General features: G+C 46.2%; 16 protein-coding genes. 1 reads left to right on the forward strand and 15 read right to left on the reverse strand.

Annotation, left to right across the window (positions count from 1 at the left end):
- Position 1 precedes the first annotated feature (1 nt).
- The 6 genes from D9Y29_RS22705 to D9Y29_RS22725 all read right to left on the reverse strand — a co-directional run bounded on the left by D9Y29_RS22705 (position 2) and on the right by D9Y29_RS22725 (position 11,172).
- Positions 2 to 7,522, reverse strand: coding sequence for a PA14 domain-containing protein (locus D9Y29_RS22705; RefSeq protein ID WP_127132530.1), 7,521 nt, complete (start codon positions 7,520 to 7,522; stop codon positions 2 to 4).
- A 27-nt stretch (positions 7,523 to 7,549) separates the two neighbouring features.
- Entirely contained in the window at positions 7,550 to 8,665 is a 1,116-nt protein-coding gene (locus D9Y29_RS22710; protein WP_127132531.1) for a hypothetical protein, read from the reverse strand.
- Positions 8,666 to 9,117: 452 nt separating this feature from the next.
- Positions 9,118 to 9,282 carry a hypothetical protein gene (locus D9Y29_RS26575; protein WP_158644154.1) on the reverse strand — a complete coding sequence of 55 codons (165 nt, stop codon included), beginning with the start codon at positions 9,280 to 9,282 and terminating at the stop codon, positions 9,118 to 9,120.
- Between the two features lie 44 nt (positions 9,283 to 9,326).
- Positions 9,327 to 9,905 carry a DUF6934 family protein gene (locus D9Y29_RS22715; RefSeq protein ID WP_127132532.1) on the reverse strand — a complete coding sequence of 193 codons (579 nt, stop codon included), beginning with the start codon at positions 9,903 to 9,905 and terminating at the stop codon, positions 9,327 to 9,329.
- A gap of 54 nt (positions 9,906 to 9,959) precedes the next feature.
- Positions 9,960 to 10,334: a DUF1634 domain-containing protein gene (locus tag D9Y29_RS22720; RefSeq protein WP_127132533.1), complete on the reverse strand. Its 375-nt coding sequence runs from the start codon at positions 10,332 to 10,334 to the stop codon at positions 9,960 to 9,962.
- Position 10,335: 1 nt separating this feature from the next.
- Positions 10,336 to 11,172, reverse strand: a complete 837-nt coding sequence (locus D9Y29_RS22725; protein WP_277601138.1) for a sulfite exporter TauE/SafE family protein — start codon at positions 11,170 to 11,172, stop codon at positions 10,336 to 10,338.
- On the opposite strand from D9Y29_RS22725, the gene D9Y29_RS26950 reads away from it, so the two are divergent.
- Complete coding sequence (locus D9Y29_RS26950) at positions 11,150 to 11,272, forward strand: hypothetical protein (protein ID WP_277601140.1); 123 nt, start codon at positions 11,150 to 11,152, stop codon at positions 11,270 to 11,272. The genes D9Y29_RS22725 and D9Y29_RS26950 overlap by 23 nt on opposite strands.
- Before the next feature lie 23 nt (positions 11,273 to 11,295).
- Here D9Y29_RS26950 and D9Y29_RS22730 read toward each other — a convergent pair whose 3' ends face one another.
- The 9 genes from D9Y29_RS22730 to D9Y29_RS22770 form a co-directional block, all read right to left on the reverse strand.
- Positions 11,296 to 13,881, reverse strand: a complete 2,586-nt coding sequence (locus D9Y29_RS22730; protein ID WP_127132535.1) for a sodium:solute symporter family protein — start codon at positions 13,879 to 13,881, stop codon at positions 11,296 to 11,298.
- 27 nt (positions 13,882 to 13,908) lie between these two features.
- Entirely contained in the window at positions 13,909 to 15,393 is a 1,485-nt protein-coding gene (locus tag D9Y29_RS22735) for a PKD domain-containing protein (RefSeq protein WP_127132536.1), read from the reverse strand.
- Between the two features lie 35 nt (positions 15,394 to 15,428).
- Positions 15,429 to 16,367 carry a dihydrodipicolinate synthase family protein gene (locus D9Y29_RS22740; RefSeq protein ID WP_127132537.1) on the reverse strand — a complete coding sequence of 313 codons (939 nt, stop codon included), beginning with the start codon at positions 16,365 to 16,367 and terminating at the stop codon, positions 15,429 to 15,431.
- A 10-nt stretch (positions 16,368 to 16,377) separates the two neighbouring features.
- Positions 16,378 to 17,547, reverse strand: coding sequence for a sialidase family protein (locus D9Y29_RS22745; protein WP_127132538.1), 1,170 nt, complete (start codon positions 17,545 to 17,547; stop codon positions 16,378 to 16,380).
- Between the two features lie 2 nt (positions 17,548 to 17,549).
- Positions 17,550 to 18,734, reverse strand: a complete 1,185-nt coding sequence (locus D9Y29_RS22750; protein WP_127132539.1) for a sialidase family protein — start codon at positions 18,732 to 18,734, stop codon at positions 17,550 to 17,552.
- Between the two features lie 22 nt (positions 18,735 to 18,756).
- Entirely contained in the window at positions 18,757 to 20,193 is a 1,437-nt protein-coding gene (locus D9Y29_RS22755; RefSeq protein ID WP_127132540.1) for a RagB/SusD family nutrient uptake outer membrane protein, read from the reverse strand.
- 30 nt (positions 20,194 to 20,223) lie between these two features.
- Positions 20,224 to 23,463, reverse strand: a complete 3,240-nt coding sequence (locus D9Y29_RS22760; protein ID WP_127132541.1) for a SusC/RagA family TonB-linked outer membrane protein — start codon at positions 23,461 to 23,463, stop codon at positions 20,224 to 20,226.
- Between the two features lie 337 nt (positions 23,464 to 23,800).
- On the reverse strand, positions 23,801 to 24,496 hold the full coding sequence (locus tag D9Y29_RS22765) for a FadR/GntR family transcriptional regulator (RefSeq protein WP_127132542.1): 696 nt from the start codon (positions 24,494 to 24,496) through the stop codon (positions 23,801 to 23,803).
- 47 nt (positions 24,497 to 24,543) lie between these two features.
- Positions 24,544 to 25,797 (reverse strand): S41 family peptidase, encoded by a 1,254-nt coding sequence (locus D9Y29_RS22770; protein WP_127132543.1) that lies wholly within the window; start codon positions 25,795 to 25,797, stop codon positions 24,544 to 24,546.
- Between the last annotated feature and the right edge of the window lie 18 nt (positions 25,798 to 25,815).

Here is a 25,815-nt window from a genome sequence, read left to right on the forward strand (position 1 = left end):
ATCAGGGATTGGTTTGGTCTTGAATGTCTTTTTTAGTCAATGCACTCCGTGTTTCTTTGATTGTTTTTACGCCGCGCTCTGTTTCTTTCTTGACTCTTGTTAAGGTTCCTTCATCGTCATATTCATAGAAAGTAGAATAGTTGTTTTCATCCAATTCTGCCAGCAACCTGATGTTTACAGGGTCATATACATAGGACTTCATGTTAGCGTTATAAGGATGAACTCTTATATCATCGAAGTAAGAAGATCCCGAAGGACCGGCGAAAAGCTCATATTTCATGGATGTTGCGCCAGGAGGAACATTGATTACCTCCTCAAATCGTTGCCAGCCTTCAATTACTCTTCCACTTGGTTTTATCGTTTTGCTTGTACCTGCCACCCCAGGGAAGGATATGTTTATGCCTGAGTTAATATAGCCGGTTTCCGGACTGCAGGGTATATTCTCTCTTACCCAGCCACTGACTATCATTTTGGATTCACGTACCGGAATGAAATTAGTGGTAAGTCCATTTACAGGTTTTACCGGCGTAAGCCCGATACACCAGGTTGTATCTTTTCTAATGGCATTGGAATTATTGGCTACTTCTGTACTGGCATATTGATTCACCAAAGGAATTTCTACAAAAGTCGGATTACCTGTTCGAGCCCATTTGATGCTACTTTTTGCCAGCGTTGGTCCTTCTTTCAGCTTCACTACGATATTTTGAAATCCCTGGTGCAAAAGAACCGGACCTATTATCTGATTTTGCATCCTTCCTTCTTTTAAAATTTGTACACCGTTAATGATCAGTGTTAAGGTGTCATCACATTCTACATCAAAGAAGTATGTGTTAGTTTCTTCCACCAATAACTGGCCTGTAAAATGAACCTCAAACCAATCTTTTGCACAAAATACAGGAGGGCCGTCATAGCCAAAGTCAACATTCAAATTTGAAATATAGGTGTCAGGCCACATTTCAAGCTGTGTAATAGTCCTTCCAATACATTCATTCCTGTTTGGATGGGCACTGTAAACTCCTGCCTGAGCGGTAAGTCCATACCCATTCGGAAAAACAGTCGTTTTCACCTGCATCACCGAATCACGTTTAAAATCTACACCTGCAGCATCCGAAGCGGGTGAAGCCAAAACAGGAATCGACATTTCCATTTTCTTATTCACAAAAACTTCAAGGCTGTTCCTTCCGGAATGACTGACATGTTCTGTTCTCCTGCCATTTAGTGAATCTATTTTCATCCATCCACTTTCAAAGCATTCATTACATTTATCAACCTGGTATTTCTGATCTTCAAAACCATCGAAAGCGATCTCACTATTGCGCGCATTTTGCGCCGTTGCAACTGGCAGTGTTTTGTTGAAGCCATAGATGGCGGCATTATAGCGATCCAGCGGATCTTTATTTTCCAGTTCCAATCCTCTCTTATTGTGAAGAGTAGATTTACTGTTCCATACCCAACGGGTAATATCGGGATGGGCAGTCAGGTATTTTTCACCGAAAGTCCAATAGGATGCATAATCCCTGATCAGACCATCCGTTCGGGTATTGGTTTGTGTTGCGACAGTAGATTCCCGTCTGTCACCATAATAAACATAGGAAGTATCTACTTTCCAGTTGCCCAGGATCCCTACAACATATGGATTGAGTGTATCCCCTTGAAGGTATTCTTGCCGGCAAACCTTATAACAAGTCAGCTCCGGATAACTATACTGGATCTGTAAATAACTGGGACAGGTTCGGTTAAGGCAACCATTAGGGGGAGGAGCGCCTATGCAATTCGAAGCAAATGGTGTAATGACCGATTGAGCAAATGACTGAATAGCAGGTTGTGCATAAAAAGTCATAAAACGGACTTCACTACTACCATTTGTGTTGTTCTCGGTATTCATTTTCAACAAAAGGTTCTGTTGCTGTGGATTTAGCCCAACAAGTGGCTGTACCGCCGATTTTATTTCAAGCGCATCATAATCCAGACAGGTACTGACGCTTCCTCTGGAATAAACTTCCACCTTATTAGGGTCCGAATTTAAAGTAGCATCTGCTTTAAAATCAACATAACCACCTGGAGTAATATTATCGGTAAAAGGAATAATAAATCCTTTTGCCTCTTCACCCAAACCTTCATAGTTATAGTCCAATGTAGAAATCGTGAATGGTCCTACAGGAAACATATCTACCGGGCTCCTTCCTTTTAGATAAAGTAAAGCTGAATTGATGGTGGCATTTCCAGGAATTCCACTCATGTCAAGCGCCATCACAGATCTGGCTATGAACGTCCTTGTCCCATGTCGTTTATACACAGCAGCCAAACTCGTATTATTGTAGTGCACTTCATGATTCGGATGATCATCGGAATCATACTTCAACAAATAATTCAAAAAGGGAACATCCTTTGATCCACTGCGCGTTTCCATCACACAACTATCATATTGCCGCAATACTTTTTCCACTTTCCATTTATCCTTAAACCTGACGGCCTGAGCACTCAATACTTTGGTGGTATCATCCACCACAAGTCTGCCACCACGGATTGGACTTGCCATGCTCGTTATGGCGCCCACCGGACTGGTTCCGATATTCCTTTTACCGGAGCGAACGATCTTCATTGAACTCACCATAACGGTTACAGGAAATCCTCTTCTATTTATAAAATAAATTCCCTTTTCATGTATATCGGGCTTGTTGCCATGAATTGCCCATACGATTGAATCTTTCAGGCCCGGCTCATATATATAATAGAGAGGATCACAAGGATCCGGACTGGCCAGGGATGCCGATCTGTACCAGCCGCTAAGCAGTATTTCATCCCCGCTTTCAAAGAACCGGCTCAAATCCACCTCAACACCATTTCTGTAAGTAATACCTCTTCGTATACTAATGTCTGTCAGTACTGTTCCCTGATTCTTGTAAGCAGCTTCCATCCCACTATATGCCCAATGGGCGGGGTAGTTCAAACTGTAAACGGGATCATCAAACATATTGTTCGTACTCGTTACCAGCGGATCTCCGGTTTCTCCATCGAATACCAGGTTCCTGGTAGACACCTTACTTCCCTTCTCGATCACCACCACACTATCGAGGATGGCATACCTGTTCACCACCTTCAACACAGCAATAGAACGGAACCGGTTGGTCTCTTTGTTAGGGAAAGGAATGGAAGAGCCAATCACAACCGGAGGAATAAGATTCGCCACATCTACATTCACTTCATAAGAGGCACTTCCGGATACAGACATCTGCTCCCTGATATCCATCATGATCTCCACTTCCTTACCCACTTCTGCATTCTCATCTATAACACCGGACGCATCATTTACTACAGCTACTTTGTTAGACAATTTCTTCCGTTCAGTATTATCATTTTCCAGCCGGTAATAATTGTATGTATAGCTGATCGCGTCCTTCAGATTATTTTGAGCATAGGATGTGGTTGACTTCATTTTCCCATTCATATCATTGAGTTCAACCTTGAACCCCTGCGAAATGGTTACATAGTTGACCGCGTCCACCTTGAAGAAGTTCCGTAGCCTGGGATTGTAGGTTTTCTTGCTTTCCCTGTCTAACGGTGTGATCTCAACTACTGTAGGAAAATCCTTCGTTGTGTAGAATTCTGTTTCTGTTATGCCATTCGCAGATTTTTTCGTTTTATGAATCGACTGCACTGTTACTTTACTATACCCAACAATTGGAGCAGGAAAGAATGTTTCAGCAAAAGGTTCTTCCGTATAGAGGAAATCTGCAGGCGCCAGCGCACCTACCTGTTCAGAGTACAACCTGAATGGAACACGGAAAGGATTCTCATCATTTCCGATCACAGGTTCATAAGAGGCAACCCCGCTACTGATTACTTTCTTTTGACCACCAATCTCGATGACAGTGGAATAATCATATTCCTGACCGTATTTGGCAGCCTTGCTGCCCGTTGACATCTGGTTCCAGTTATCGTACACTTCCACCTTCTTCACTCGAAGACCGCCACCATATTTCCGGTAGTCAGGGTTGTTCAATCTGACTAAAGACTTGTCTAAAATAATTTCCCTGCAAAAGGATTTATCTCGCGCATACTTACTGAAGCCCTTTATTGCGTCTGTTACATTACTAACAATTGAAGCCATGCTTGTCAAAATTGCTCTAAGGCTTAAATTATCCCCAGTTTCTGAACCAGGATAAACTAAATGTGGATGGTTCTGTCGTATATACTGTATCGCTGCAGTTGCCAGTGGGCTTTCATTTCCGGTTATGGGCCTCAGTTTCACACAAATAAGCGTAGGATCATTTGCATACCGGTAAACATTATCGAACTCCGCATAGCAGGGAATGAACTCACTGCCCAAACCATTGGCACCCTTTGGCATTTTTACCATGAGCTTGAAAAATAATTTTTCTACACCTTCAAGGTATTTTCGCCTGATATCATCAACTGAAGACACGGGCTCATTCACTCTAAGAAATGCATAATGATAATCACCCTCACTTTTACTATAAAGGTTGAGTGTTCTGGAACCAACAAGCGTGTCTCTCCCAAAGCCTTCTACCTGATAAAACTGCATAGCCCGTTTATTCTGCACGTAGGCATAATCATCTGCTTCATAAGAAACCTTAATGGCGCCTCCTGAAGGGAGCTTGATATCAGACAAGGTCCAGCTGGCTGCATTCACATCAGCACTGTCTTTTGTCCAGTTTCCATTTCCGGTTTGAAGCGTATAGCTATAATCAGCATTTGTTAATGTTCCACCTGTTGAGCCGGGGTTATTTTTTGAATTCTTATAGTTTCCCCAGCGGTCAGACATTTTGCTATCATATCCCGGATTGGATGTATGGTAATTGAACTTATATGCATTCTTTGCTGCCCTTCCCCTCTTATTATAAGTAAACCATACACTATCCAGCGTGAGCTTTCCCAATTCAGGGTCTGTTGTACCGGGAGCCCCTTTACAAAGTGAATAGGAATAGGCAAAGTGAACAGTCTTGATTGGACGGGCACTGGTTCCATTTTTTACCCAGTCGGCTTTGGCATACAGGTTAATTTCTTTTAACCGGTGCAATTTTTGAGAAGATGAACCACCACCGTTTTCATCTTTTACACCAATTGCATCTTCCCTGTTGCCATCCAAAACAAAGGTTGCGATCATCGTTTTGGATTCTATCGAATTCAACATCCATACTTCACGCTCTCCATAAGTGTAGCTACCGCGCTCATCCCTGTTATCTGTTTTAGTGCCTTCATTATAGAATGCCTTGTTCTGATCAAAAGGCGCTCTCCACCTGTAAGGGTTATCCATATTGAATGTCCTGCTGTAATTGAATTTCACAGCATCGCCCTGATCATCCTCAGTGATGCCATCCCCTGTGAGATCGATATAATCCGGTGAAAGGATGCCACTCAACAGATAGGAGTGTGCATAGGGAGGTAAAACTTCTTTATTGAAATAACCATCCTTATCCCTGCTGTTGGCTGTAGAATTATCAACTCCAGGTGTGTAATCCACCAGGCCTGTATTGTTATTACCTTCTCCTGTGGACATAGTAACTTCTATCTGTTTCTTATTGTACACAGGAACGCCATATACATATCTCCGTCCATCATCGCTTAATACGCTCACTTCTGAAATATGATGGTCCCGGCGTCCTTCAGACGAACGGTTTATTATATTAAATCCATCACAGCTTCCATTAGGGAACTGGTTAATGAAATAGGATTTGATCTGTTTATCCAATCCGGCAACCCGGGCTTCTTTTGCAGTGAGATAGGAGATCATTTGTTTTCTCTTCTCTCTTTTCTTTCTGACTACGTCATTGGAAATGGTTCTTGTATCGAACTTCCTGCCATTTTTGAACAAAGCCATATGTCTTGTAGCACCGGCTTCCGGTTCATTTTGTGCATCACCTGCCGGAGTAAGCATTACCCTCATCAGGTTATCGTCTCCGATTGCATCGAGATATTCTTTGTTTACAGCAGTTTTTTCACCGGGGTTCTTGAAATAAACGTTCTCGAATGTTGTATCCCTTTTCCTGAAACGTGTAACATCATACATGGCATTGTTGGAGATCCAGGGATAGGAGGAAGTAACAGAGTAGGCATCATCAAAATCCACACCCACGTGAACTATCGAGCCAACACCCAAATCCACAGAGAACCTGTCGCTGTTGGATCTGGTGGTCATGGAATGATCGAATACAGAACCTATATCTCCCCGGTAGGCCCTGAACATACCGCCAGTTCCTTCCCCTGAAATTGACCAGGTATCATAGGTATAAATGGGGAGCGCTATATGAGGTGAATTATTGGAATAGGAAACATCTTTTTCACGGTTGAAATCAAGTAAGACCCTTGTGTTGGAGCCGGCTTCCTGGTAATTCAGGTATCCATAGGCGGGAAGTGCCAATAATGTATCTTCTTTTGCTACATATTGTTTCGACATATATCCACGCAACAAGAGACTGCCATGCAAGGCCCATTTTTCATCCCCCATCTTAAAAGTGAAAGAGGATTGGGATGAAGTATATGGAACGTGAATGGTTGGAGTGAACGATGGTTTGGCAAAGGATATACCCGCATTTATCCCTGTTCCTAAATTCACCCGGAGGTTTTTGTTTATGTCCAGCGAAACCCTTGTTTGTCCTGATACCTGCAATTCCTGGATGCCCAGCCTCGAGTTAAAATTCGTTCCGATATTGATATTACCGTTCATCTTCGATTCTTCCTTGCCCAATTTGAAACCAACACTGGGTGAAACATCCAGCCCTGACTGTGAGTTATTGGTGATACCCAGACCACCGGTCAACTCACCCTTTCCTCCTACTCCCGCCTTGATACTGGCGCTTAACCCCAGTTCCGTTCCCCATCCTTTGTAAGTATTGTGGAACACACTCATGTTGGTGGATACTTTCATGGGAAAGCCTGCCAGCTCTGTATCAAATCCACCGGTAACGCCTACTGTCTTATTTGGTTTGATGGAAACGATCTTACCTACTTTATCATCTTCCCCACTAAAATCATCCGGCAATCCACGCATATTCCTGACGATCACTCCGGGATTTATATTCCATCCCAGACCAACCCAACTTGCATCCTGATCTGAGGTGATCCCGCTCTGGTAATGCAGGTTCACCGGATACCCACCAACATCCAGCAAGGGGATATTATATGAAAAGTCACCGGTGAAGAGATCTACCAGGTTATTGGAATTCACGGATTGGAACGACTTCATTTCAGGCTGCGTAGGCCCTATTGTGAATTTTTGTTTTTTCTCTTTCCGTTCATCAACTATCGCCGGGCTGACATTTTTATGGCCTGTTGATTTTTCAGCAACAGTAAGCTTTTCGTTATCAAATGATTTTGTTGCAATTTCTTTGACAACAGCTTTTTTAAATGTCCCTGGAGAAGTTTTGCCAAAAGCATAATTGGGTTTATACCTTCTTTCTTCAGCACGGGCCACTACGGGCACAAGGATCAGTTGCAGATAAAACAGCGTTACAAAAAGCCAGGCAATGACTTTATGGAATCGGACAAGGGTCTGTACCATTTGAATCTATTTAGGAGGAAATCTTTACTAAGGTTTACGGTATTCAAATTTCAGATACCATTTTTCCTGTTTGGAATTGATCAGCTCAAACAGGTAAAGGTGTTTATCGGTCAGATGTTGTGAGTGCAGATCCAGCGAGTGCAGGTTTTGACCGTAATGCACTTTTAACTCAGAAGGCTCCTGCATCACTGATCTTCGCACAGCTGTAGTAATATCAGTCAACCTGATGCTGACAGCCGAATCTGCATATTCATGGAGATAACTGAACTTCAGTACATCTCCCGAGATAATATAGGAGGCGTCATCTTCCCTTCGCATGGCCGTATAATAACCTCTTGAAAGAAATCTTGAACTGTCTGCCCCGTATTGCTTTACCCTGAATGTCCACACTTCGCTATTGGCCACGGGTATGATCCCGTTCTTTGCCACAATCCGCCATGCATATGATTTGGAGGAATCCAGTTCAGGCAGGCTCATCGGGTATTGATATGAACTAAAGTTGATATTGCTTTGTGCTGTAAGAGGTATGTTTTGCTGCACTGCATCTGCCGGGCTTTGTGTAGGAAAAACTTCCACCAGCGTGAAATCAAATCGCAGGTTATTGAATAATTGATAAGGAGAAGGTGGCAACCAGGTGAACAAGGGCCTGGTGCTTTCTGCATGCTCGTTATTAGCCGGCATTACAAGCATTGGAGGGCTCAAAGGTTCTATCTCAAATGTTTCACATGCTTCTGCCAGCACTCCTTCCGGTACTCCTTTTATGCTGCCGATGAGCGTATAGCAAACATTGAAGATCCCGACAGGCAGAAATCCATCAGGATTAGGATCTACAGCAAACATGGCGGAACCTGAATTGTACGTAACAGGTAACACATCCTTCACCTGAACCTGTCTACCCCCTTCCGGCAGGATGAAAGTTCTGGTGGTACCTGTTAACACCTGCTGGTTACTGGCAACATCAGTCATTACCATTTCAATACGCACAGACAATGATTCCCTGGTACCATTCATCAACGCCAGGTTCCACAACTGTGGTTTAATAGTTAAACCTAAAGGCGGCACCTGCAATTGAATAACCACCTGGGAATAACTGCATAGTAATGCGAAGAACATTACATAGGTAAGGCAATAAAGTTTTTTCATGAGCCAAACAGAATTGGTCAGGTAATAATAGATGTGGGCTGGTCTTGTAAATAGTATTCAGTAGCAAGCATCATAACAAGAGATACACAATCCCTGTGTTATTGATACAGTACCTCATGACTTCTGAACAACAAATTGGAAAAAGCCGTAGCGGCCGTATAAAGCGAAGAATATATAGGATAATTTCGCCGTATTGCTCTCGAATTGGGCTGCAAGAACAATTAATAAGACTTTGTTGGTTTAAGGGTCACAAGTTTTCAAGTGCAAATAAAAGATATATTCTTACTATTCAGTACACTCGCAAAATATTTTTTCAAACATAGGGGTTTTTACCTATTCAGCGTAATTATGATTGGGTATATTCTTAATTCTATTCAAAGCATTTTAGTCAGCTATCCATAAAAAAGACCCGCCATGCGGCGGGCCTTCATCAAAATATTATGGAAAAGTTATCAGGCTTCTTTCAATAGCTTCATAAACAATGCAGCCTGCTCCTTGGTTTTAATTACCTGGTGGAGTGATGAATGCGCTACAACGGCTTTGGGCTCAGATTTCTTACCCTCCTGCTTCGCTTTTTTTGTCAGCGCGGCTACCTTACGGGCTATTGTTTGTTTCATACCAAAAAATATGTGGGTTGAATCAAATGTACGGCTTTTTTCAATTATTGTGTATTCCCGCCTCTTTGTTTCAGGTTAAAGATGAAGTAATTGTACATATGGTCCTGGCTCATCTGTTCACCTTTCCTGATCCGGAAGGGATAAGGCATAATATCCTCAAAATCAAAGGGATTATCATACTGAGTCTTGCCAAATCGAGTGATGCGGACATAATATTTTACACCAAACATCCTGAAATACTTGTCCAGAAAGTTAAAGTTCCTTTGCAGCGCCCTGAAATAGAAATACGCCCTGGCATTGTCTGAGCCATCGATGCCCAGGTAATGGTCGGGATTGTTCTTGAGGTATGCGTAAGCAGAAAATAGAATAGTGGAAAACACTTTCGAATAATCGGAATGGGAAAGCTCAGCTTTATCGTTGATCTTACCTTTTGCATTCAGCGGGCCGAAACTGATATTGTAAACGTTCGGCAGCAGTACATGACATTGGTTGCTGATCTTCACGCTGAGTGAAATATCCCTTCCATTATCCAGTTTGGAATTGAAATAACTGTATCGCAGGTCCTCAGAGATATTCTCTATTTCGTACAGCTCATCAAAATCAATCTTCGGTGAAACAGCCATTAGTTTTATCCTTTTCAGTAAAAATAAAAATAATCGGCGGACCTGTCTAATAACTTATAGCAGGCTTGCGATGATCACTCCTAACACAAACAGCGTAATCCCTGTATATAGTACATCTTTTTCTTTGATGAATCCGATAATGGAAAAAATGATCCGTGCAATGGGTGTTGCAATCAACACAAGTACGCCCACCTGGATGATGGCCCTGCCGCTTCCCATCCATGCATATTCGAATATCATGGTAAGATTGGTGAATTGCTCCGGCTCGCCGCTGAAGCTGCGGAACGCCGGCTGTTCATGACCGTGACGCGCCAGGTAAATAGCACCTCCCACTATCACGATGGCTGCACTGAGCAACACACCATAACGCAACAGGTTGCCCATAGCAGTTTCTATATTCCTGTCTGAATAACCAACTAATGCTTTCATATTACAGTCGATTGGTGATGCCATTGTAGATCATCTGGATGGCCAGGAAGAGCACTACAATTGCAAAGAAAATTTTCAACCATTTCGTTTTTGCTTTCACCAGGAGTTTCGATCCTGCAAATGCGCCTGCCAGCACACCGAGTAATACAGGCATGCTCAGGCCGGGATCGATATAACCCCTGCGCAGATAGATGCCGGCGCTGGCCGCTGCCGTTACGCCGATCATGAAATTACTGGTTGTGGTACTTACTTTGAAAGGTATCTTCATGATCCTGTCCATGGCAATGACCTTCAGCGCTCCGGAACCAATACCCAGCAGCCCCGAGATCATACCTGCAATATTCATCATGAAAAATCCGCCGGCCACATTGCGAACAGTATAAGGCTGCGGCCCTGCGGCAGTTGGAAAACTGTTGTTGAGCCTGAGGGCTGCTGCATATTTTCCTGAAGGAGCTGTGTCTATTTGTTCATCATGTTTCGAAAAAGATGTAATGGCGGAAAAGATGAGGATGGCGCCAAAAACGATCGCGATCCAATGAGTAGGCACATAAGTGGCGAGGAATGCGCCGATGATGGCCCCGATAGTAGTGGCTACTTCCAGGAACATACCCAGCCTGATATTGGTGATGCCTTCCTTCACATATGCCGCTGCTGCGCCGGAAGAAGTGGCAATCACACTCACCAGGGATGTACCGATCGCATAATGGATATCCACTTTGAAAACCAGTGTGAGCAGGGGAATCAATACCACACCACCTCCCAGGCCGGTAAGTGATCCTACCAGTCCGGCTGCCATAGAACAGGCAAATAGAATAATGGAAAAGAGTAAAATAGTCACAGGCTATCCGGAAAGGATCAAATATAGGGAATATATGATGGGCGGGAACCTATTTCATTTGTACATGCAGGTGATCATCATGACGGATGGCGCGGCATGATTTTTTCTTAAAGCGGTAATTCGCTATGCTGCCCGCATCGGTTGTTTTTTATCCGGCGCTATCAGGCTTACTATATATGCAGTGGTCACGCAAAGCAATACTGCTGCTGCAGGATACAGGAAGAAATTGATCACACCGGAATCCTGGATGAAATACAATGCTATCGCGCTTACTACAAAACCTGCCATTACTCCCCTGCTGTTGATCTTCGGAAAGAAAATACCAGCCAGGAACATCCCTGCCAGACAGCCGCCAAACAGCCCGATGATCTTCAGGTACTGGTCCCAGATACTGGTATTGTTCAGGAACACCATATAGATTGCGATCAGGCAGCCCAATGCACCCAACACAACTGTAATGTATCGGGCAAAAATGAACTGTTGCTTATCGGTGCTGGCTGGCTTGAAATGTTTATAGAAATCCGTAGTGACCACAGTGGCGATCGAGTTCATGCTGCTGCTGATGGTGCTCATCGTAGCCGCAAATAATCCGGCAATCACCAATCCGGCAAGTCCTGTAGGCAGCTCCTGCGAAATGTACCAGGGGAATACATCGTCCACTCTTCCATTTGGATTCAATGATGCAGGATTATGTCTGAAATATACCCAGAGCGCAGTGCCTACCATGAAGAAGATCAGTGATGCCGGGATCACCAGCACAGCATTGGTGTAGATCGATTTCCTTGCTTCCTTTTCCGATGAGGTAGTGAGATAGCGCTGCACTACCACCTGGTCTGAAGAATAAGTGACCAGTTGCGTGAGGAAACCGCCTACCAGCACCACCCAAAGTACAGGTTGCGTAATATCGGATTCCAGGATCGCCATGCGGAATTTGTTTTCGGAAGCGGCTTCGCTGAAGAGCTGTCCGAATCCACCATCGAGAGAATTGGCAATGAAGACAAGGCAGCAGAAGGCTCCGCCCAGCAATACGCCCACCTGCATCACTTCGGTCCAGACCACGGCTTCAATACCACCGGCCACACTGTAAGCAGTAGTGATGAGGCTCACGCCAATGATACAGGCGAAAATATTGATGCCCGTTACAGCACTCAAAACCAGCGCAGGCAGATAGATCACGATGCCGAGCCTGCTGATCTGGAAGATCACGAAAGTGAGACTACCGGTGATCTTCACTGCCGGACTGAAACGAACCTGCAGGTACTCGTAAACACTGGTAAGTTTCAGTTTTCTGAAATAGGGTAAATAGAAATATACAACGATGGGCGCTACTGCAACGATCATCAGGTTATTCAGCAGGTACACCCAATCGGTAGCGTACGCTTTTGCAGGGATGGCAATAAAGGTCAGCGCACTCAGTTTGGAACCGAAGATGCTGAGGCCGGCAGCCCACCAGGGGATCTTGCCTCCACCGAGAAAAAAATCGCTTGTATTGCTTTCCATTTTTCTCGATACAAAAACACTAATTCCGATCACCAGCATAAAGTAGATGGCTACTACGCCCCAATCGATCCAACTGAATTTTCCGGGCGGATGAACAGGCGTTCCCATCAGTACTTTAGGAGTACGCACTGCCGGCCTCACTTCTCCGGATGGCAGAACCAGGCTGCCATTCCAGACCACCGCCGGAGTGGTCACGGGCGCCCAGGTACTGCTGTTCGGATCTGCTGCAGCAGTGGGTCTTTTTTCCGTTAATACGGTATCTGCCTGCGCCCATGTATTGGTGATGGTATTATAACTCCAAACAATATCCGAAAAACCGGGATGATTGTCTTTCAGTTCTGCATTCTTATCTGCGAGTTTTCCATGATCGCCACCGGCAATGAGCAGGTGTGATTGACCGGATGCAAAAGCAGGACTCGGCGCGGCTACAGCAGGTTCGGGCAGATCGGCCAGTTGCTGCCACCCTTTATCCGGACTGTATTTCCAGGCATCCTTCAGGTAGGTACGTTTTACCTGCTGATCAGCATCGTCCCTGTACAAATGTGCGCCGCTGAATACAAAGAGCTCATTGTTGAGCGTGCCGGTTACCGCGAGAATCCGGGATGGTCCGGGAAATTCTTTTTCGGTTATCCATTTCTGTTGATCCTTCTGTTCGCTTAGATCAAGGCTCCAGCAAACATTTGATGCTTCAGCGGATTGAGGGTTCTCAGTTCCCCCGAATACATAAGCTTTATTACCGATGAGCACACCACTGCCGTTGGCCAGCGGATGTGGCAAAGACGGAAGTTTTTCCGTTTCTATTTTTCCATTAATGTATCTGACCAGGAAAGATTCCGCGTGATGCCCTGCGGCATCACTTCCGCCGATACAGACCATCGCATCCTTCCAGGTGAGCGATACGCCATAACCAAGTGGCATCGGCAGTTTGCCGGCTTCTTTCCATTGTCCTCCGGGTTTGTCAAGCGCAAACACTTTATCGTACCAGACTTTTACAGAACCTGTCCAGGGAGCGCCTCCATCGGGAAAATTGGCGCCACCGGCTACCAGCAGTACATTATTGCTCACTCCGGCAAAGGCACCGGCAAATCCAAAACCGTCGGGTAAGGATGGAAGCAGTTTCCAATCCATATATGATGCGCCCTGTTCCTGCGCTTTAGTAGTTTTCATCAGCATTCCTAACATCAATACAATTACAAGAAACTGTTTCATCCGCGTGAGGTTATTACCGGTCCGGGTTTATAAATTGAACAATGCCGATACTTCAGCATCCGTGAAAGCTCTTTTATATATGATCAGGTCATCGATCATTCCAGTATAATAATTGCTCATGCTCGTCAATCCTTCCTGTGCGCCGATCTTGAACAATTGTCCTGCACCGGTAACTGTTTTCACTGCACTGGTGGTCATTTCTTTTACTTTCACTCCATCAATATACACTTTTGTAAGCAGCCCATCGCGTACACAAACGATATGGTGCCATACATCGTCGTTCACTTTTCCTTCAGTGGCCATACTAATAATGGCTGAGCCGGGATTTTCAGTATTGAAACGAAGGAACTGCGTAGTGGCATTGTCGTTCATCCGCAACCAGCTCTGGTTATCGCCGGATCCATTCTTTCCACTCTCCTGCCAGATCATCATCCTGGCTGTTCCTCCTGATTTCATCCAGACACTGATGGAAAAATTATTGGCGCTGAGATCGAAATTGGAGCTGGGCGTACTCAGCCAGGCCGATCCGTTGAAATAACCGGCATTGCCTGCAACGCCTTTCCTGTCTGCATTTGCAAAGCCCACTGCGCCAGTCTGAGTAATGGCTGCATTGCCGGGCCCCACTTCAGCGTAACTGTTATTGAATGGGAAGAAACCGACCAGGTCTGTTCCGGGAACAACCAGGATGTATGCTTCTTTTTCTGCGGTGGAATTCTTGCTGGTATTGTTGGCCACCAGTTTCACCTTGTACCTGCCAGGTGTAGTGTATTTTATTTTCGGGTGTTGATCGGTTGAACTTGCAGGAGTTCCTCCTTCGAAGGTCCAGGTCCAACCGGTAACAGTACCCAGGCTCTCATCTTCAAATTGTATTTCTCCGCCAGCATAAGTAGCAGTGTTCACTGCTCCAAACTCAGCAGTAACAGCAGTGATATCGATGATAGTGATCATCTTCTCCACCGTTTTCTCACCACTGTATTCGGGATTGGTAGTTGCCAGTTTCACTGTGTAGATACCGGGCACATCAAATTTGATGGACGGGCTCTGTTCTGCGGATGTGATGGGTGTTCCTGTTTCCGGCGTGAAGGTCCAGCTCCAGGTAGAAGGAATGCCAGTGGTCTTATCTGTAAAAGTGATGGTCTCCCCTTGCAGTGCAGTGGTTTTACTGGCAGTGAAGTCCACTACCAGCTGGTTGTACCCCACTTTTATGAATCCGGTTTTTTTGGTAGTTGCGGAATTGGCAGCATTGCTGATCTCGAGCATTACCTCGTAGGTACCGGGCTGCATATATTTTACAGCAGGACCGCTGAGATCGGAGGTAGCAGGATCACCGCCCTGGAATGTCCATTTCCACCTGGAAGCAGGACCAGTGGAGAGATCGGAGAAATTGACCGTTTCCCCGGCCAGCACTTCCTGCTTGTCTGATGTGAAATCAGGTGTGATACCCATATCCTTGTCCTTTTTACAGGAACCGAGCACAGCAATGATGGCAATCAGTACCAAAATTCTTTTCATACAAGTAATCGTTTTGGTTTATTTGGCGGCAGTGATCAATGCACTGCCGGTTGCGGGTTGTTGGTTGTACATTTTTCGAGTGTATCGAAGAATCGGATTTCATTCAGCATTTCCTGCAGGTGTGCATATTCTTTTTCAGTGAGGGCCACTAATGGCAGTCTGCATGAACCCAGATCATATCCCATCATTTTTGTGATGGCGCGTTGCGCAGGAATAGGCGAATACTTTACAAAGCGGCGGATCATTTCAACCGACTGCAATTGCAGGTCCCTGGCCTCTTCCAGCTTCCCTGCCCTGAACGCTTCCATCATGCGGAGATAGAGCGGCGCGGCAAAAGTATAAGTGCTTCCGATGGCTCCTTTCGCACCTACCATCAGGGCGCCGAGCAGCATTTCATCATATCCGTACAGCACATCGAATTTTCCATTTTTGTAGTTCAGGCAAGCCTGGAATTCATGTTGTGTATGCGCAGTGTATTTGATGCCTGCGAGATTAGGAATAGCTTCTTCACCCAGGCGCAGGAATTCCACCATATCCATGGCCACACCGGTGAGAGCAGGCAAATGATAATAATAGAATGGAAGCGATGGCGCTGCAGCAGCGATAGCAGCCATACTGTTGACCAATTGCTGAACATTGCCAGGTTTGAAGTAAAATGCAGCAACGGATGAAATAGCATCTGCACCTGCCTGAGCCGCATGGGCAGCCAGTTTCCGGCATTCAGCAATAGAAGTATGGCCTACATGCACCCAAACTTTGATCCGCTTGTTGGCAGCCGCGATGTATGCTTCCGCCACCTGCATCCTTTCTTCCACGGTGAGGTTGGGTCCTTCTCCATTGGTGCCGCACACGAATACGCCACTGATACCTTCATGCACCAGTTTATCCACCAGCTCAGGAACGATCTGGAGATTCAATGATCCGTCTTCTCTGAATGTGCCGAATGTGGCTGCAATTAATCCCTCTGTTTTCATCGAGTGTATTTTATTTTTTTAACCTGTCTTTTCCGTTGCTGAGCCAATCGATATTGAAGCTCTGTAACACCAGGGTGTATTTGAAATCCTTGCCTGGTGAATTATTGGTTTCGTATAAACAGTAAATGGTTCCGTCTGGTCCTACAGCCAGATCCGAGTAACCGGACGCCCCGGGATTCAGCACACGTTCAACGGGAAATGTTTTTCCTTCGTCGTAGCTGAGTTTGGCAGTGAGATTCCGGCGCGGCGTTTTTTCGATATGTTCGCTATCGGGGTTCACAAACACGATCCTGTTTTTCCCTTTTCCATCTTTCACTTCCGACACACGCACGATGCTGGCCATGCAGGGTATCTCAAATAGGTCCTGATGGTAAACCGGTCTGCTCCAGTTGCTGCTCCCATTTTCGCTGTATGAAATAGACTTGCGATGAGGGTTTCCGGGATTGCGCATCATCAGCATCACAGCACCATCATTGAGCTGAACGGCCATGGATTCATTGGGATTCTTTACATCTTCTGAACTATCGGCTACCATCGAGCCACGCTTCCAGGTTACGCCATTGTCATCGCTGTACACGGTTACCACAGCGCTGGGATGGTGCACACGTTTGGGTGTGGTGGCGGATTTTGCCAGCCATACGGGCGCCAGTAATCTTCCATTTTTCAACTGGATACCATGACCGGGTCCCGGCGCCACTACATTCCAGTTGTAGGCAGGTCTGTATCCGTCAAATACATTGGTGATGTCTGTTGGATCGCTCCAGGTAAGGCCATCATCGATTGACTTTGTATAGTAAGCGCGCGCATAATCACGGGCAAACAGTAAGTGTACCGTTCCATCCTCCCCAACAATGGGCGTTGGATTATTGGTGGGCTGTCCTTTCTTTCTGGGAGCGATCACCTGGATGGGATGCCAGGTTTTGCCATTATCGGTACTACGACGCAGCAGCAGGTCCATATCCGCCCAGTCGCTGCTTGTGCCGATGCGTGCTTCTGTGAAAGCCATCAGGGTTCCTTTCTTACTCATCACCAGTGCGGGAATGCGCATGGATGCATACTCACCTCCAGGTTCGAATACGGGTACGGGTGGGTTATTTTCGGTTGCACCTATCTGTGATCCATGTTTACAACCGGCAAAAACAACTACCAGTAAAAAAGGAATAACGATCTTTTTCAACATGCTTATTGTTTTATGAATTCATCAAATGCCACCTGCCTGAATGCAATGCCCTGGTAGGGCGTGCTGGTTCCGCCTTCATACAAAATCCCGATATGCGAATCACTGAGCATCACCAGGTCTGAATAAGCACTGGGACCGGCATGCACGCGATAATATTTAGTCCAGGTAGCGCCATTATCGGCACTCCATTTAATGGTCATGTTCACACGGCTAGTGCTGGCGGGATTGGAAAAGAAAACGCTGAAAGCATTGTTCACTTTTCCAGAAGTGAGGCTGCCCTGACAAACGGGTTCTACCAGCGCATAATCTGTTTTCATATCTGTGAAGGATTCTCCTCCATCGCTTGAAACGGCCACCCAGCGGGCTGTTCCGCCCGAGGCGCGCATATTGAGCAGGAGCTTACCATCTGAAAGTTCGGTAATGGTGCTTTCATTGGCTTTGTCTTTCGGACTGATGCCGCCGATCCTCCAGGTAGCGCCTTTATCATCAGAGAGGAGAACATGGGAATACCCTCGTCCACCATTGGCCTTTTTCTCGATGTAATCGCAGGGAATCACCATCCTGCCGGCGTGGGCACCGGACTGGAGCTGGATACCATGACAAGGCCCCGTTGCATACCAGCCCCATTCAGGGCGTTTAACCGTACTGGTTATTTCCTGTGCCGTGGTCCAGTTAGCGCCGTTATCATCGGACTGAGTTACATAAACCCTGCGTGTATCTATAGATGTTCCATCGCCGATCTCACCGATATGATCATCGCCATGGTTCCAGGTCATGAGCATCACAATGCGTCCTGTTGCCTGGTCTACCACGGGAGCAGGATTGCCGCAGGTATTGCCGCCATCGTCCCATACTTTGATGAGCGGCCCCCAGGTTTTTCCCCCATCAGTGGAACGTTTCACCACCAGGTCTATATCACCCTCATCAGCACACGAATTCTTCCTGGCTTCTGCAAAGGCGAGCACCGTTCCATCTTTGGCTTTGATGATAGCGGGAATCCGGTAGCAGCGGTAACCATCGGAACGCTCTTTGAAAATGTATAGCGAATCTGTTGGTAAAGAGTTACCGGGTTTGGGAGCTGATACATCAGGGCCAAGGTTATTCTCTTTGGCGGTACAGCTCAGGATGCTGATCATAATGGTAACAATACCTTGCAATCGTAGTATGGAAGAGAATGTTTTTTTCATTCTTTCTGTTTTTGATGGAGGATCAGTTATTGTAACCCTCGGTTTGTTCGAGAAGGGGGTTCAGGTCGATCTGGGTTTTGCGGATCGGAAAGAAAAGTGGAATGGTTTTTCCAACAAGCTTGGGCACTTCCGTGTAGGCATCGATAGTTCCTCCATAATGGAAACGCACAATATCATGCCAGCGTTTCAACTCGAAGAACAATTCACGGAAACGTTCATTGAAGATCTCTTTTTCCACTGCATCTTTTCCTCTTCCTCCGGCATACACACCAGTTCCTGCGCGGTTCCTGATCTTTTCCAGTTCCGTAATAGCTTCTTCCGGTCGGTTCAGTGCGGCGAGTATTTCGGCTTTGGTGAGCAGGAGATCACCCAGACGGTACATGATTATATCATTATCATAATAGCGATCATCTGTATGCAAGGTGCCGCGGAATTTGTTATCGAATACACCTATGGTAGCTCCGCCATTGTCCAGCGCGCGGATCACAGACCATGCTTTTCTTTTATCGTTGGCAGCGTAGGCTGCTTCAATTTTAGGACTGGGAGAATAGACGCTCCTGGCGCCGTTCTTTGCAAAGGCCAGCAGGTCCTTGTTAGCCGCGCTGCTCACAAAAATATCGCGGGGTTTGAGGCGGCTGCCGTACTGATCGGAACGTTCATCGCGCTGGAAATGCAGCGCCCAGCTGATTTCTGGATTCTTCTTTTTATCTGTGGCGAATATATCCTGGAAATTCGTTTGCAGGGAAAGGCCGGTCATGGCAGCATCAACAGCACCGAGGGCAGCGTTCAGGTCGGCATCGCCACCATTGTACACTTTTGCCTTCCAGAGCAAAACATCTGCTTTGATGGCCTGCGCAACATTCTTTGAGATGCGGTTCTTGTTGGGGTAACTGGCATCCGGAAACAGAGCGATGGCTTTTTCGAGATCATCGAGGACCTGGCTCAGAACAGCTGCCTCTGCATCGCGCGCAGGAAAAGGAACATTATCAGATTCCGTGGGCTGCAATACGATGGGTACCTTGCCCCAGTTCTTCGTCAGTAAAAAATAGATATATGCACGCATCGTATAGGCTTCTGCGATAGTTCTGTCTTTTTTGGCCTGGTTGCCGAAAGGGATACCAGGACCATATTTCAACACCAGGTTGGTATGATGCACCAGGTTGTAATGATTGGTCCAGAGCGGTGCATTGAGGTTGGTGAGATTCTGTTCGTAAGCCTCGGAGGCGGACCCTTCCAGTCCGGGGATGAAAGCATCGCCGCGGTCTTCGAAGAAATAAGTACTGTTCATGAGACCACGGAAATCCGAGTAGATGCCCGTGAGGTAACCGGTTACATCACCTTCTGCCTTCCAGTAGACAGCATTGGTGATCTCAGAAACCGGTGTCACTTCCAGTTGTTTGGTACAACCCGTGATGAGCGATGAAGTGATGATGGCGGCAATCAGCAATTTTATTTTCATAATGAACCGATGATAAGTTTTGACAATCGATTAAAGTCCCAGTTTGGCTCCGAAGCTGAACTGCCTCGGTCTTGGGTAAGAACCCTGATCGGCTCCGATATAGATCTCAGGCATCAGGCCGGTATAAGTGGTGAGATAACCGATATTGTAAACACCTGCAAAGATGTCGATGCTGTTAATATAGGCCTTGCGCAACGCAGGCATTCTGAGTGAATAATTGAAACTCACTTCGCGGAAAGCGAGGAAATCGCCTTTCGAATAATACAATGAATTGTTGGTGGAGTAACCGGAGCCGGTGCCCAGGCTGTTTCCTCCACGCAGGTGGTTCCTGTAATTGTAGTCGGCGTCACTTTGTACAGTGTAACGGGGGATCTCAGCGATATCACCCTGGTTCTGCCAGACCTTACTGCCAAGCACATCCGATAATGCCATATTGTTGTTGCGTGCACTGGCCATCAGCCTGCCACGGAAAGAGTTGTCGATCACGTGTCCGATGGCAAAGTCCATCACAAAGCGCATGGTAAGTTTTTTGTACGTAAGCGTATTCACCATACCACCTGTTTTATCCGGACGGATATATCCCATGAACACCATATCGTTGTTATCGATCCTTCCGTTTCCATCAACATCCTGCCAGATGGCGTCTCCGCCAACTTTCAGCCTGCCTGCAGCTTCCACATCGTAAGGCGCGTTCTTGGCGTCTTCATCGGTGGCATACACACCAATGAGGTGGTAAGCCCAGCGACCGCCGAAACGCTCTCCTTCCGCCAGTCCGCCCACACGCACATACTGACCGGATACTGGATCGTAGATGGTATTGCCTCCGATCCTGTTCTTGTCTTCCGCTGTGGCTGGCAGTTTCAGCACGGTAGAGCGGATAAACGAATAGTTGGCATTGAGAGTCCAGCTGAAATTACGTGTACGGATGGGCGTTGCTTCGATCTCGATATCGATACCACGGTTGCGGATGGACCCGTAATTGCTCTTGATGGTAGCAAAGCCAGTGGAGCCGTCGAGTGGTTTATCGAAGATCCTGTCGCTGGTAACTTTGTTGTAGAAATCGATATTAATACCAAGCCGGTTATTGAAGAGTCCGATCTCAACGCCAGCATCGAAGGAAGTAGTGGTTTCCCACACCAGTGTATTGTTGGCAAGGACCGTATTGAGGATACCTACTTCACCTCCGTAAGTATAACCGGCCGCGTAGCCGCCCTGCGAATCCAGCGGATCGATCTCATTATTTCCTGTTTGTCCCCAGCTGCTGCGCAGTTTGAATTTCTGAACAAATGGTTCGATGGGCGCCCAGAATTTCTCGTTGTGCATATTCCATCCTGCAGACAAGCCGGGATAAAGGCCCCATTTATTTTCCTGTGAAAATTTGCTGCTGCCATCGCGGCGAAGGCTGGCGGCAACCATGTAACGTTTATTGTAATCATAGGTGGCCCTGCCGAAATAGCTCATCATGATGTCTGTTCTCTCACGGGACGTGATGCGCTGTGTTTCCGGTGCAGTGGCGTTCAATGTTTTGATATAGTCAGTGGGGGCGCCTCTACCGCTGCCGCTCATACGATATTCATATCGGTTGATATAACTGGCGCCGAATACGGCATTCAGGTTGTGCTTACCAAAGGATTTGTCGTAATTCAATAATCCATCCAGCTGGCTCTGACGGTCATAGTTATGCGCGGCAGTTACTTCCCTGTTCGGGTTCACTTCATTGAAAGCTTCGAATCTTCCTTCGATACCTTCTGTAGTGAACCAGTAGAAAGACGGCATGAAAGAAAGACCTGGTATGATATTCACGGTAGCTCCGAGATTATAGGTGGCGCGATTCACCTGGTTCTTATTGTATTGATCACGATAATACACTTCGTGGTTCCTGTTGCGGAAAGAGCCAACGCCCTCACCGGGAGCGGGTTTTCCGTCTTCATAGGTCAACCGGTAAGTGAAGGGCATGGTCACGGAACGGCTGAGCACATTCTGGTAATTGCCGATACCGCTTGACTGTCGGAGCTGGTAATTGAAATTGGCATTCAAAGTAACAGCTTCACTGAGCTTGTAGGTGCCATTGAAGAGCGCACTGTAGTTCTTGTACCAGGTACCGAGTACGATCCCTTTCTGATCGAGATGACCGAGACCAAGATAGTAAGTGGCTTTATCTGTACCACCCCCGATATTGAAATCGAAATCACGTCTGTAGGTATTCTGGAATGTTACGTCCTGGTAATTGGTTTCTTTGAAGATGAGTTTTTTTCCGGTAACGGGATCGTCCATTGTTTCCCATCCCTGGTTATCGATAAGGTCCGATACATAGTCTGCACCGTAGTTTTGGATGTATGTGTCCAGGAACTCAAGCGTGCCTTTCGAATTGCGTGCATTGCCGGTTGACATTCCGTAACGGCCGCCGGTGAGGAAGAATTCCGGGTTGGTCTTATTGAACTGCTGGATATTCCGGCGGGTTACATACACGTAATCACGTGCGCTGGTGAAATCATATTCTTTTCCCTGTGTTTCTATTCCATTAGTGTATTTGAAATTGATGATGGGTTTACCACGACGGCCGGATTTTGTTTTGATGATGATCACGCCGTTGGCGGCTCTTGCACCATAGATGGCTGTACTGGCCGCATCTTTTAGAACCTGCATTGATTCAATGTCATCAGGATTTATATCGCTGATATTCCGCATTTGTCCAACTATTCCATCTACAATGAAAAGAGGAGCATCGCCTTCAGGAGAAGTGGAGCTACCGCCGCGGATGAAGATCTGTGGATTGGAGCCGGGCTGTCCGTCGGAGATCTGCAAAGAGAGACCGGCCACTTTACCCTGTAATTGCAGCAGCGGGTTTTGCCCGGGCGCATTCTCGAATTCCTCCTTGCCCACCTTGGTAACGGAAGTGGTTACAGTAGCCCGGTTCTGACGGCCATAACCGATGATCACCACTTCATCCATACTGTTTTGTGAAGGTTCCATGGAAATCTGCACAATGGCATTTCCACCGAGCGAATACTCCATTTTCTTATAACCGGCGGAGCTGAGAAGCAGCGTGGCTTTGAGATCGGGAACTGAAATGGTGAACTGACCATTGGCATCGGTGCTGGTCATTTTATTGGAACCTTTCACGGTGATGGTTACGCCGGGAAGTGGTTCAACATCCTTAGAGGAGATGACCGTGCCTTTTACAACTGGTTGCTGGTTTTGGGCTAACAGCAACTTTGAAGTGCACAGGCTGCAAAGCAGCAGTACAAAGGAAAGGGAAAGCAGTTTCATATATGGCAACTTTCGTTTATTAGTAGTTATGTACTACATATTACTAAATCAAAGTAAGGGAAAATTTTTATGTAGGACAAATTAAATTTTGATGAACCGGGGAATTTTTATCGGGCTGGTTCTATAATGGTGAATTGCCTGCAGAGGGAGACCGGAAATCCCTGTACAAGAAGCTGGCGGCCGCCTATAACGTTTTCTGAAGCGGATGTGATTTGTGCAGTTGTGAGCTTCCTGTGTTTTGCGAGTGAGTTTTTTTTTCCAGGCATTGAAAGCGAGAACTGCCGGCAGGAGGGCCAATGCAGCAAAAAAAAATTTGGACCTCTGTTTTGTATTCTTATCATTCCAGCTCCTTTAACCTGTCGAAATGTGGCTTTAGGTGCTCATACATTCCTTTTTTGAAATCTTCTTTTGTGCCCTTTTTCAGGATCTGCACAAGGTCAAGGTGATTCACTTTCCCGGCGATCTTTTTCTTTTCTAACGTTACAACATAACCGAAAATAGGAAGCAGCATGCTCTGGAATCGTTTGAGGGTATTGTTTCCGGTCATTTCATAGAGCTTACCGTGGAATTCAATCTCGGATTTGATGCGGAATTGTTTGCCGGAATCGTATTTCTCGGATTTGGCGATGGCTTCCAGTTCTTCCACATCCTTTTCTGTTTTGCGCAGGAAAAGGAGGTCCGCCAGGCCCATTTCCAACACAAGACGTAGCTCGAAAATATCCTGCAATGTGTCTTTATCGATAATGAGCGGGTCCAGCACTTTCTCGAAGGCGCCAAGAATATCTGGCTTGGTGAGCACCATTCCCCGCTTCTTTTTGGATTCGATCATTCCCAGCATACGCAGGCGGCTCAAGGCTTCGCGAAGCACATTACGACTCACGCCCAATGCCTCTGCCAGTTCAGCTTCTGTAGGCAATGCATCACCGGGAAGAAATGGCTTGTTCTTCAAATACTCGCGCAATTTCACTTCCACTACATCAGCCATAGTTGCAGGAACGATCTTCTCTAATCCATTATGAACATTGGATGCCATTCAATAATTGTTTGGTGGCGAATTTAGTCTTTTTGTCCCACATAACATTATTGGCCTCCTATGATCTCCAATACCTGCTCCATCCAGTTTTGGTCCGCTTTCAACTTTATATCAGGTTGCAGACCTGCATCCTCGTAGGGTAAAAAATGTCCTTCGTCCTTCATATCTGTGGGATACAGCGCTGTTCCGGACCCATAGAGATATTTTGTATTGCCATAGTTATTACCGTAAGTAAGGGTCCCGTGAGTGTCCATTCCCACAGTTGTTACACTGCCTGCCCGCTTCAAAGTGATTGCAACGGCTTCCGCATTACTGTATGTGCCATTGTTGATAAGCAGGTAGATCTTTGCTCTGCGTGAGAATTTATTCAACAATTTCACATACTTCATGGAGTTTCTAAAACCTCCTCCCCCATTATTTCGCAAGTCTACTACAAGTATTTTGGCAGTTAATGAGTCCCTGATATGGTCATAAAAATCATCTGAAGCTTTGAGGGTTTTAGTGTTTGTGGCAAAAGAACCCAGACGCAGGTATTGAACACCGTTAGTCAGCCATTTCAGGCTGAATAGCGGTTCATTGGCAGGCAGATTGATATGATCTTTCTTTGCCGGGTCTTTTTTCCAGGGGACCTTAACTAGCCTGCCATCGATCATTTTCTCATTCCGGTAAAGCATAAAATTTTTAGTGAGCAGGTTTGCATGAATAGCCCGGAACATGGCCGGCCGGAACTCCGATAAAATAAAGGCAAGCTGCCCTGCTTCCCAATGAGGCATCTTTGAAAACAGAACTACAGCGAGGAGACTATCGGCCTTCGCTGTTCGGAAAACTCCAACTTTCATCAGTTTCTCATACCAGTAAATACCTTCCACGCTGTCAGCAGGCCTTGCTGCAAGCACCTCCTCCAGTGAATCCCGCGAAACATTGACGCGCGGAAAATCTTTGTACGCGGGCATTTCCAGGAGCTGCTGCAGAAAAACACTGTCCTGCAATTGAGCATACCTGAATTCCCTGACAGGCAACTGGTATAAGAAAAGATGATTGTCCTTCAACGGCAATACCAGCTTCGTCTGCAATAAAAAACAATCGAAGGGATTGGTGACGTTGGCTGCTTCTGTACGAAGCGCAGCCAGCATATCATAGTATTTCACTTTTTCATTTCCACTGATCTGCTGCCTGAAGGAAGGCGTCTGTTTCAGGAAATCATGGAGCGAGTCCAGTGAAGCACTGCAGCCGTTTACAACTTGTGCTTTTGCTACTGACAGTATCAGGCATCCGAATATAAGGGCCAGGAATTTTCTCATGTAAGGTTTGTTATTGCT

This window comes from Pseudoflavitalea rhizosphaerae (assembly GCF_003991355.1).
GTDB classification, from domain to species: domain Bacteria; phylum Bacteroidota; class Bacteroidia; order Chitinophagales; family Chitinophagaceae; genus Pseudobacter; species Pseudobacter rhizosphaerae.

What these genes read in the sequence shown, in the direction of transcription:
- D9Y29_RS22705 (WP_127132530.1), bottom strand. Translation starts at nt 7,522, where the DNA reads ATGGTACAGACCCTTGTCCGATTCCATAAAGTCATTGCCTGGCTTTTT.
- D9Y29_RS22710 (WP_127132531.1), bottom strand. Translation starts at nt 8,665, where the DNA reads ATGAAAAAACTTTATTGCCTTACCTATGTAATGTTCTTCGCATTACTA.
- D9Y29_RS26575 (WP_158644154.1), bottom strand. Translation starts at nt 9,282, where the DNA reads ATGAAACAAACAATAGCCCGTAAGGTAGCCGCGCTGACAAAAAAAGCG.
- D9Y29_RS22715 (WP_127132532.1), bottom strand. Translation starts at nt 9,905, where the DNA reads ATGGCTGTTTCACCGAAGATTGATTTTGATGAGCTGTACGAAATAGAG.
- D9Y29_RS22720 (WP_127132533.1), bottom strand. Translation starts at nt 10,334, where the DNA reads ATGAAAGCATTAGTTGGTTATTCAGACAGGAATATAGAAACTGCTATG.
- D9Y29_RS26950 (WP_277601140.1), top strand. Translation starts at nt 11,150, where the DNA reads ATGGAAAAGAGTAAAATAGTCACAGGCTATCCGGAAAGGATCAAATAT.
- D9Y29_RS22730 (WP_127132535.1), bottom strand. Translation starts at nt 13,881, where the DNA reads ATGAAACAGTTTCTTGTAATTGTATTGATGTTAGGAATGCTGATGAAA.
- D9Y29_RS22735 (WP_127132536.1), bottom strand. Translation starts at nt 15,393, where the DNA reads ATGAAAAGAATTTTGGTACTGATTGCCATCATTGCTGTGCTCGGTTCC.
- D9Y29_RS22740 (WP_127132537.1), bottom strand. Translation starts at nt 16,367, where the DNA reads ATGAAAACAGAGGGATTAATTGCAGCCACATTCGGCACATTCAGAGAA.
- D9Y29_RS22745 (WP_127132538.1), bottom strand. Translation starts at nt 17,547, where the DNA reads ATGTTGAAAAAGATCGTTATTCCTTTTTTACTGGTAGTTGTTTTTGCC.
- D9Y29_RS22750 (WP_127132539.1), bottom strand. Translation starts at nt 18,734, where the DNA reads ATGAAAAAAACATTCTCTTCCATACTACGATTGCAAGGTATTGTTACC.
- D9Y29_RS22755 (WP_127132540.1), bottom strand. Translation starts at nt 20,193, where the DNA reads ATGAAAATAAAATTGCTGATTGCCGCCATCATCACTTCATCGCTCATC.
- D9Y29_RS22760 (WP_127132541.1), bottom strand. Translation starts at nt 23,463, where the DNA reads ATGAAACTGCTTTCCCTTTCCTTTGTACTGCTGCTTTGCAGCCTGTGC.
- D9Y29_RS22765 (WP_127132542.1), bottom strand. Translation starts at nt 24,496, where the DNA reads ATGGCATCCAATGTTCATAATGGATTAGAGAAGATCGTTCCTGCAACT.
- D9Y29_RS22770 (WP_127132543.1), bottom strand. Translation starts at nt 25,797, where the DNA reads ATGAGAAAATTCCTGGCCCTTATATTCGGATGCCTGATACTGTCAGTA.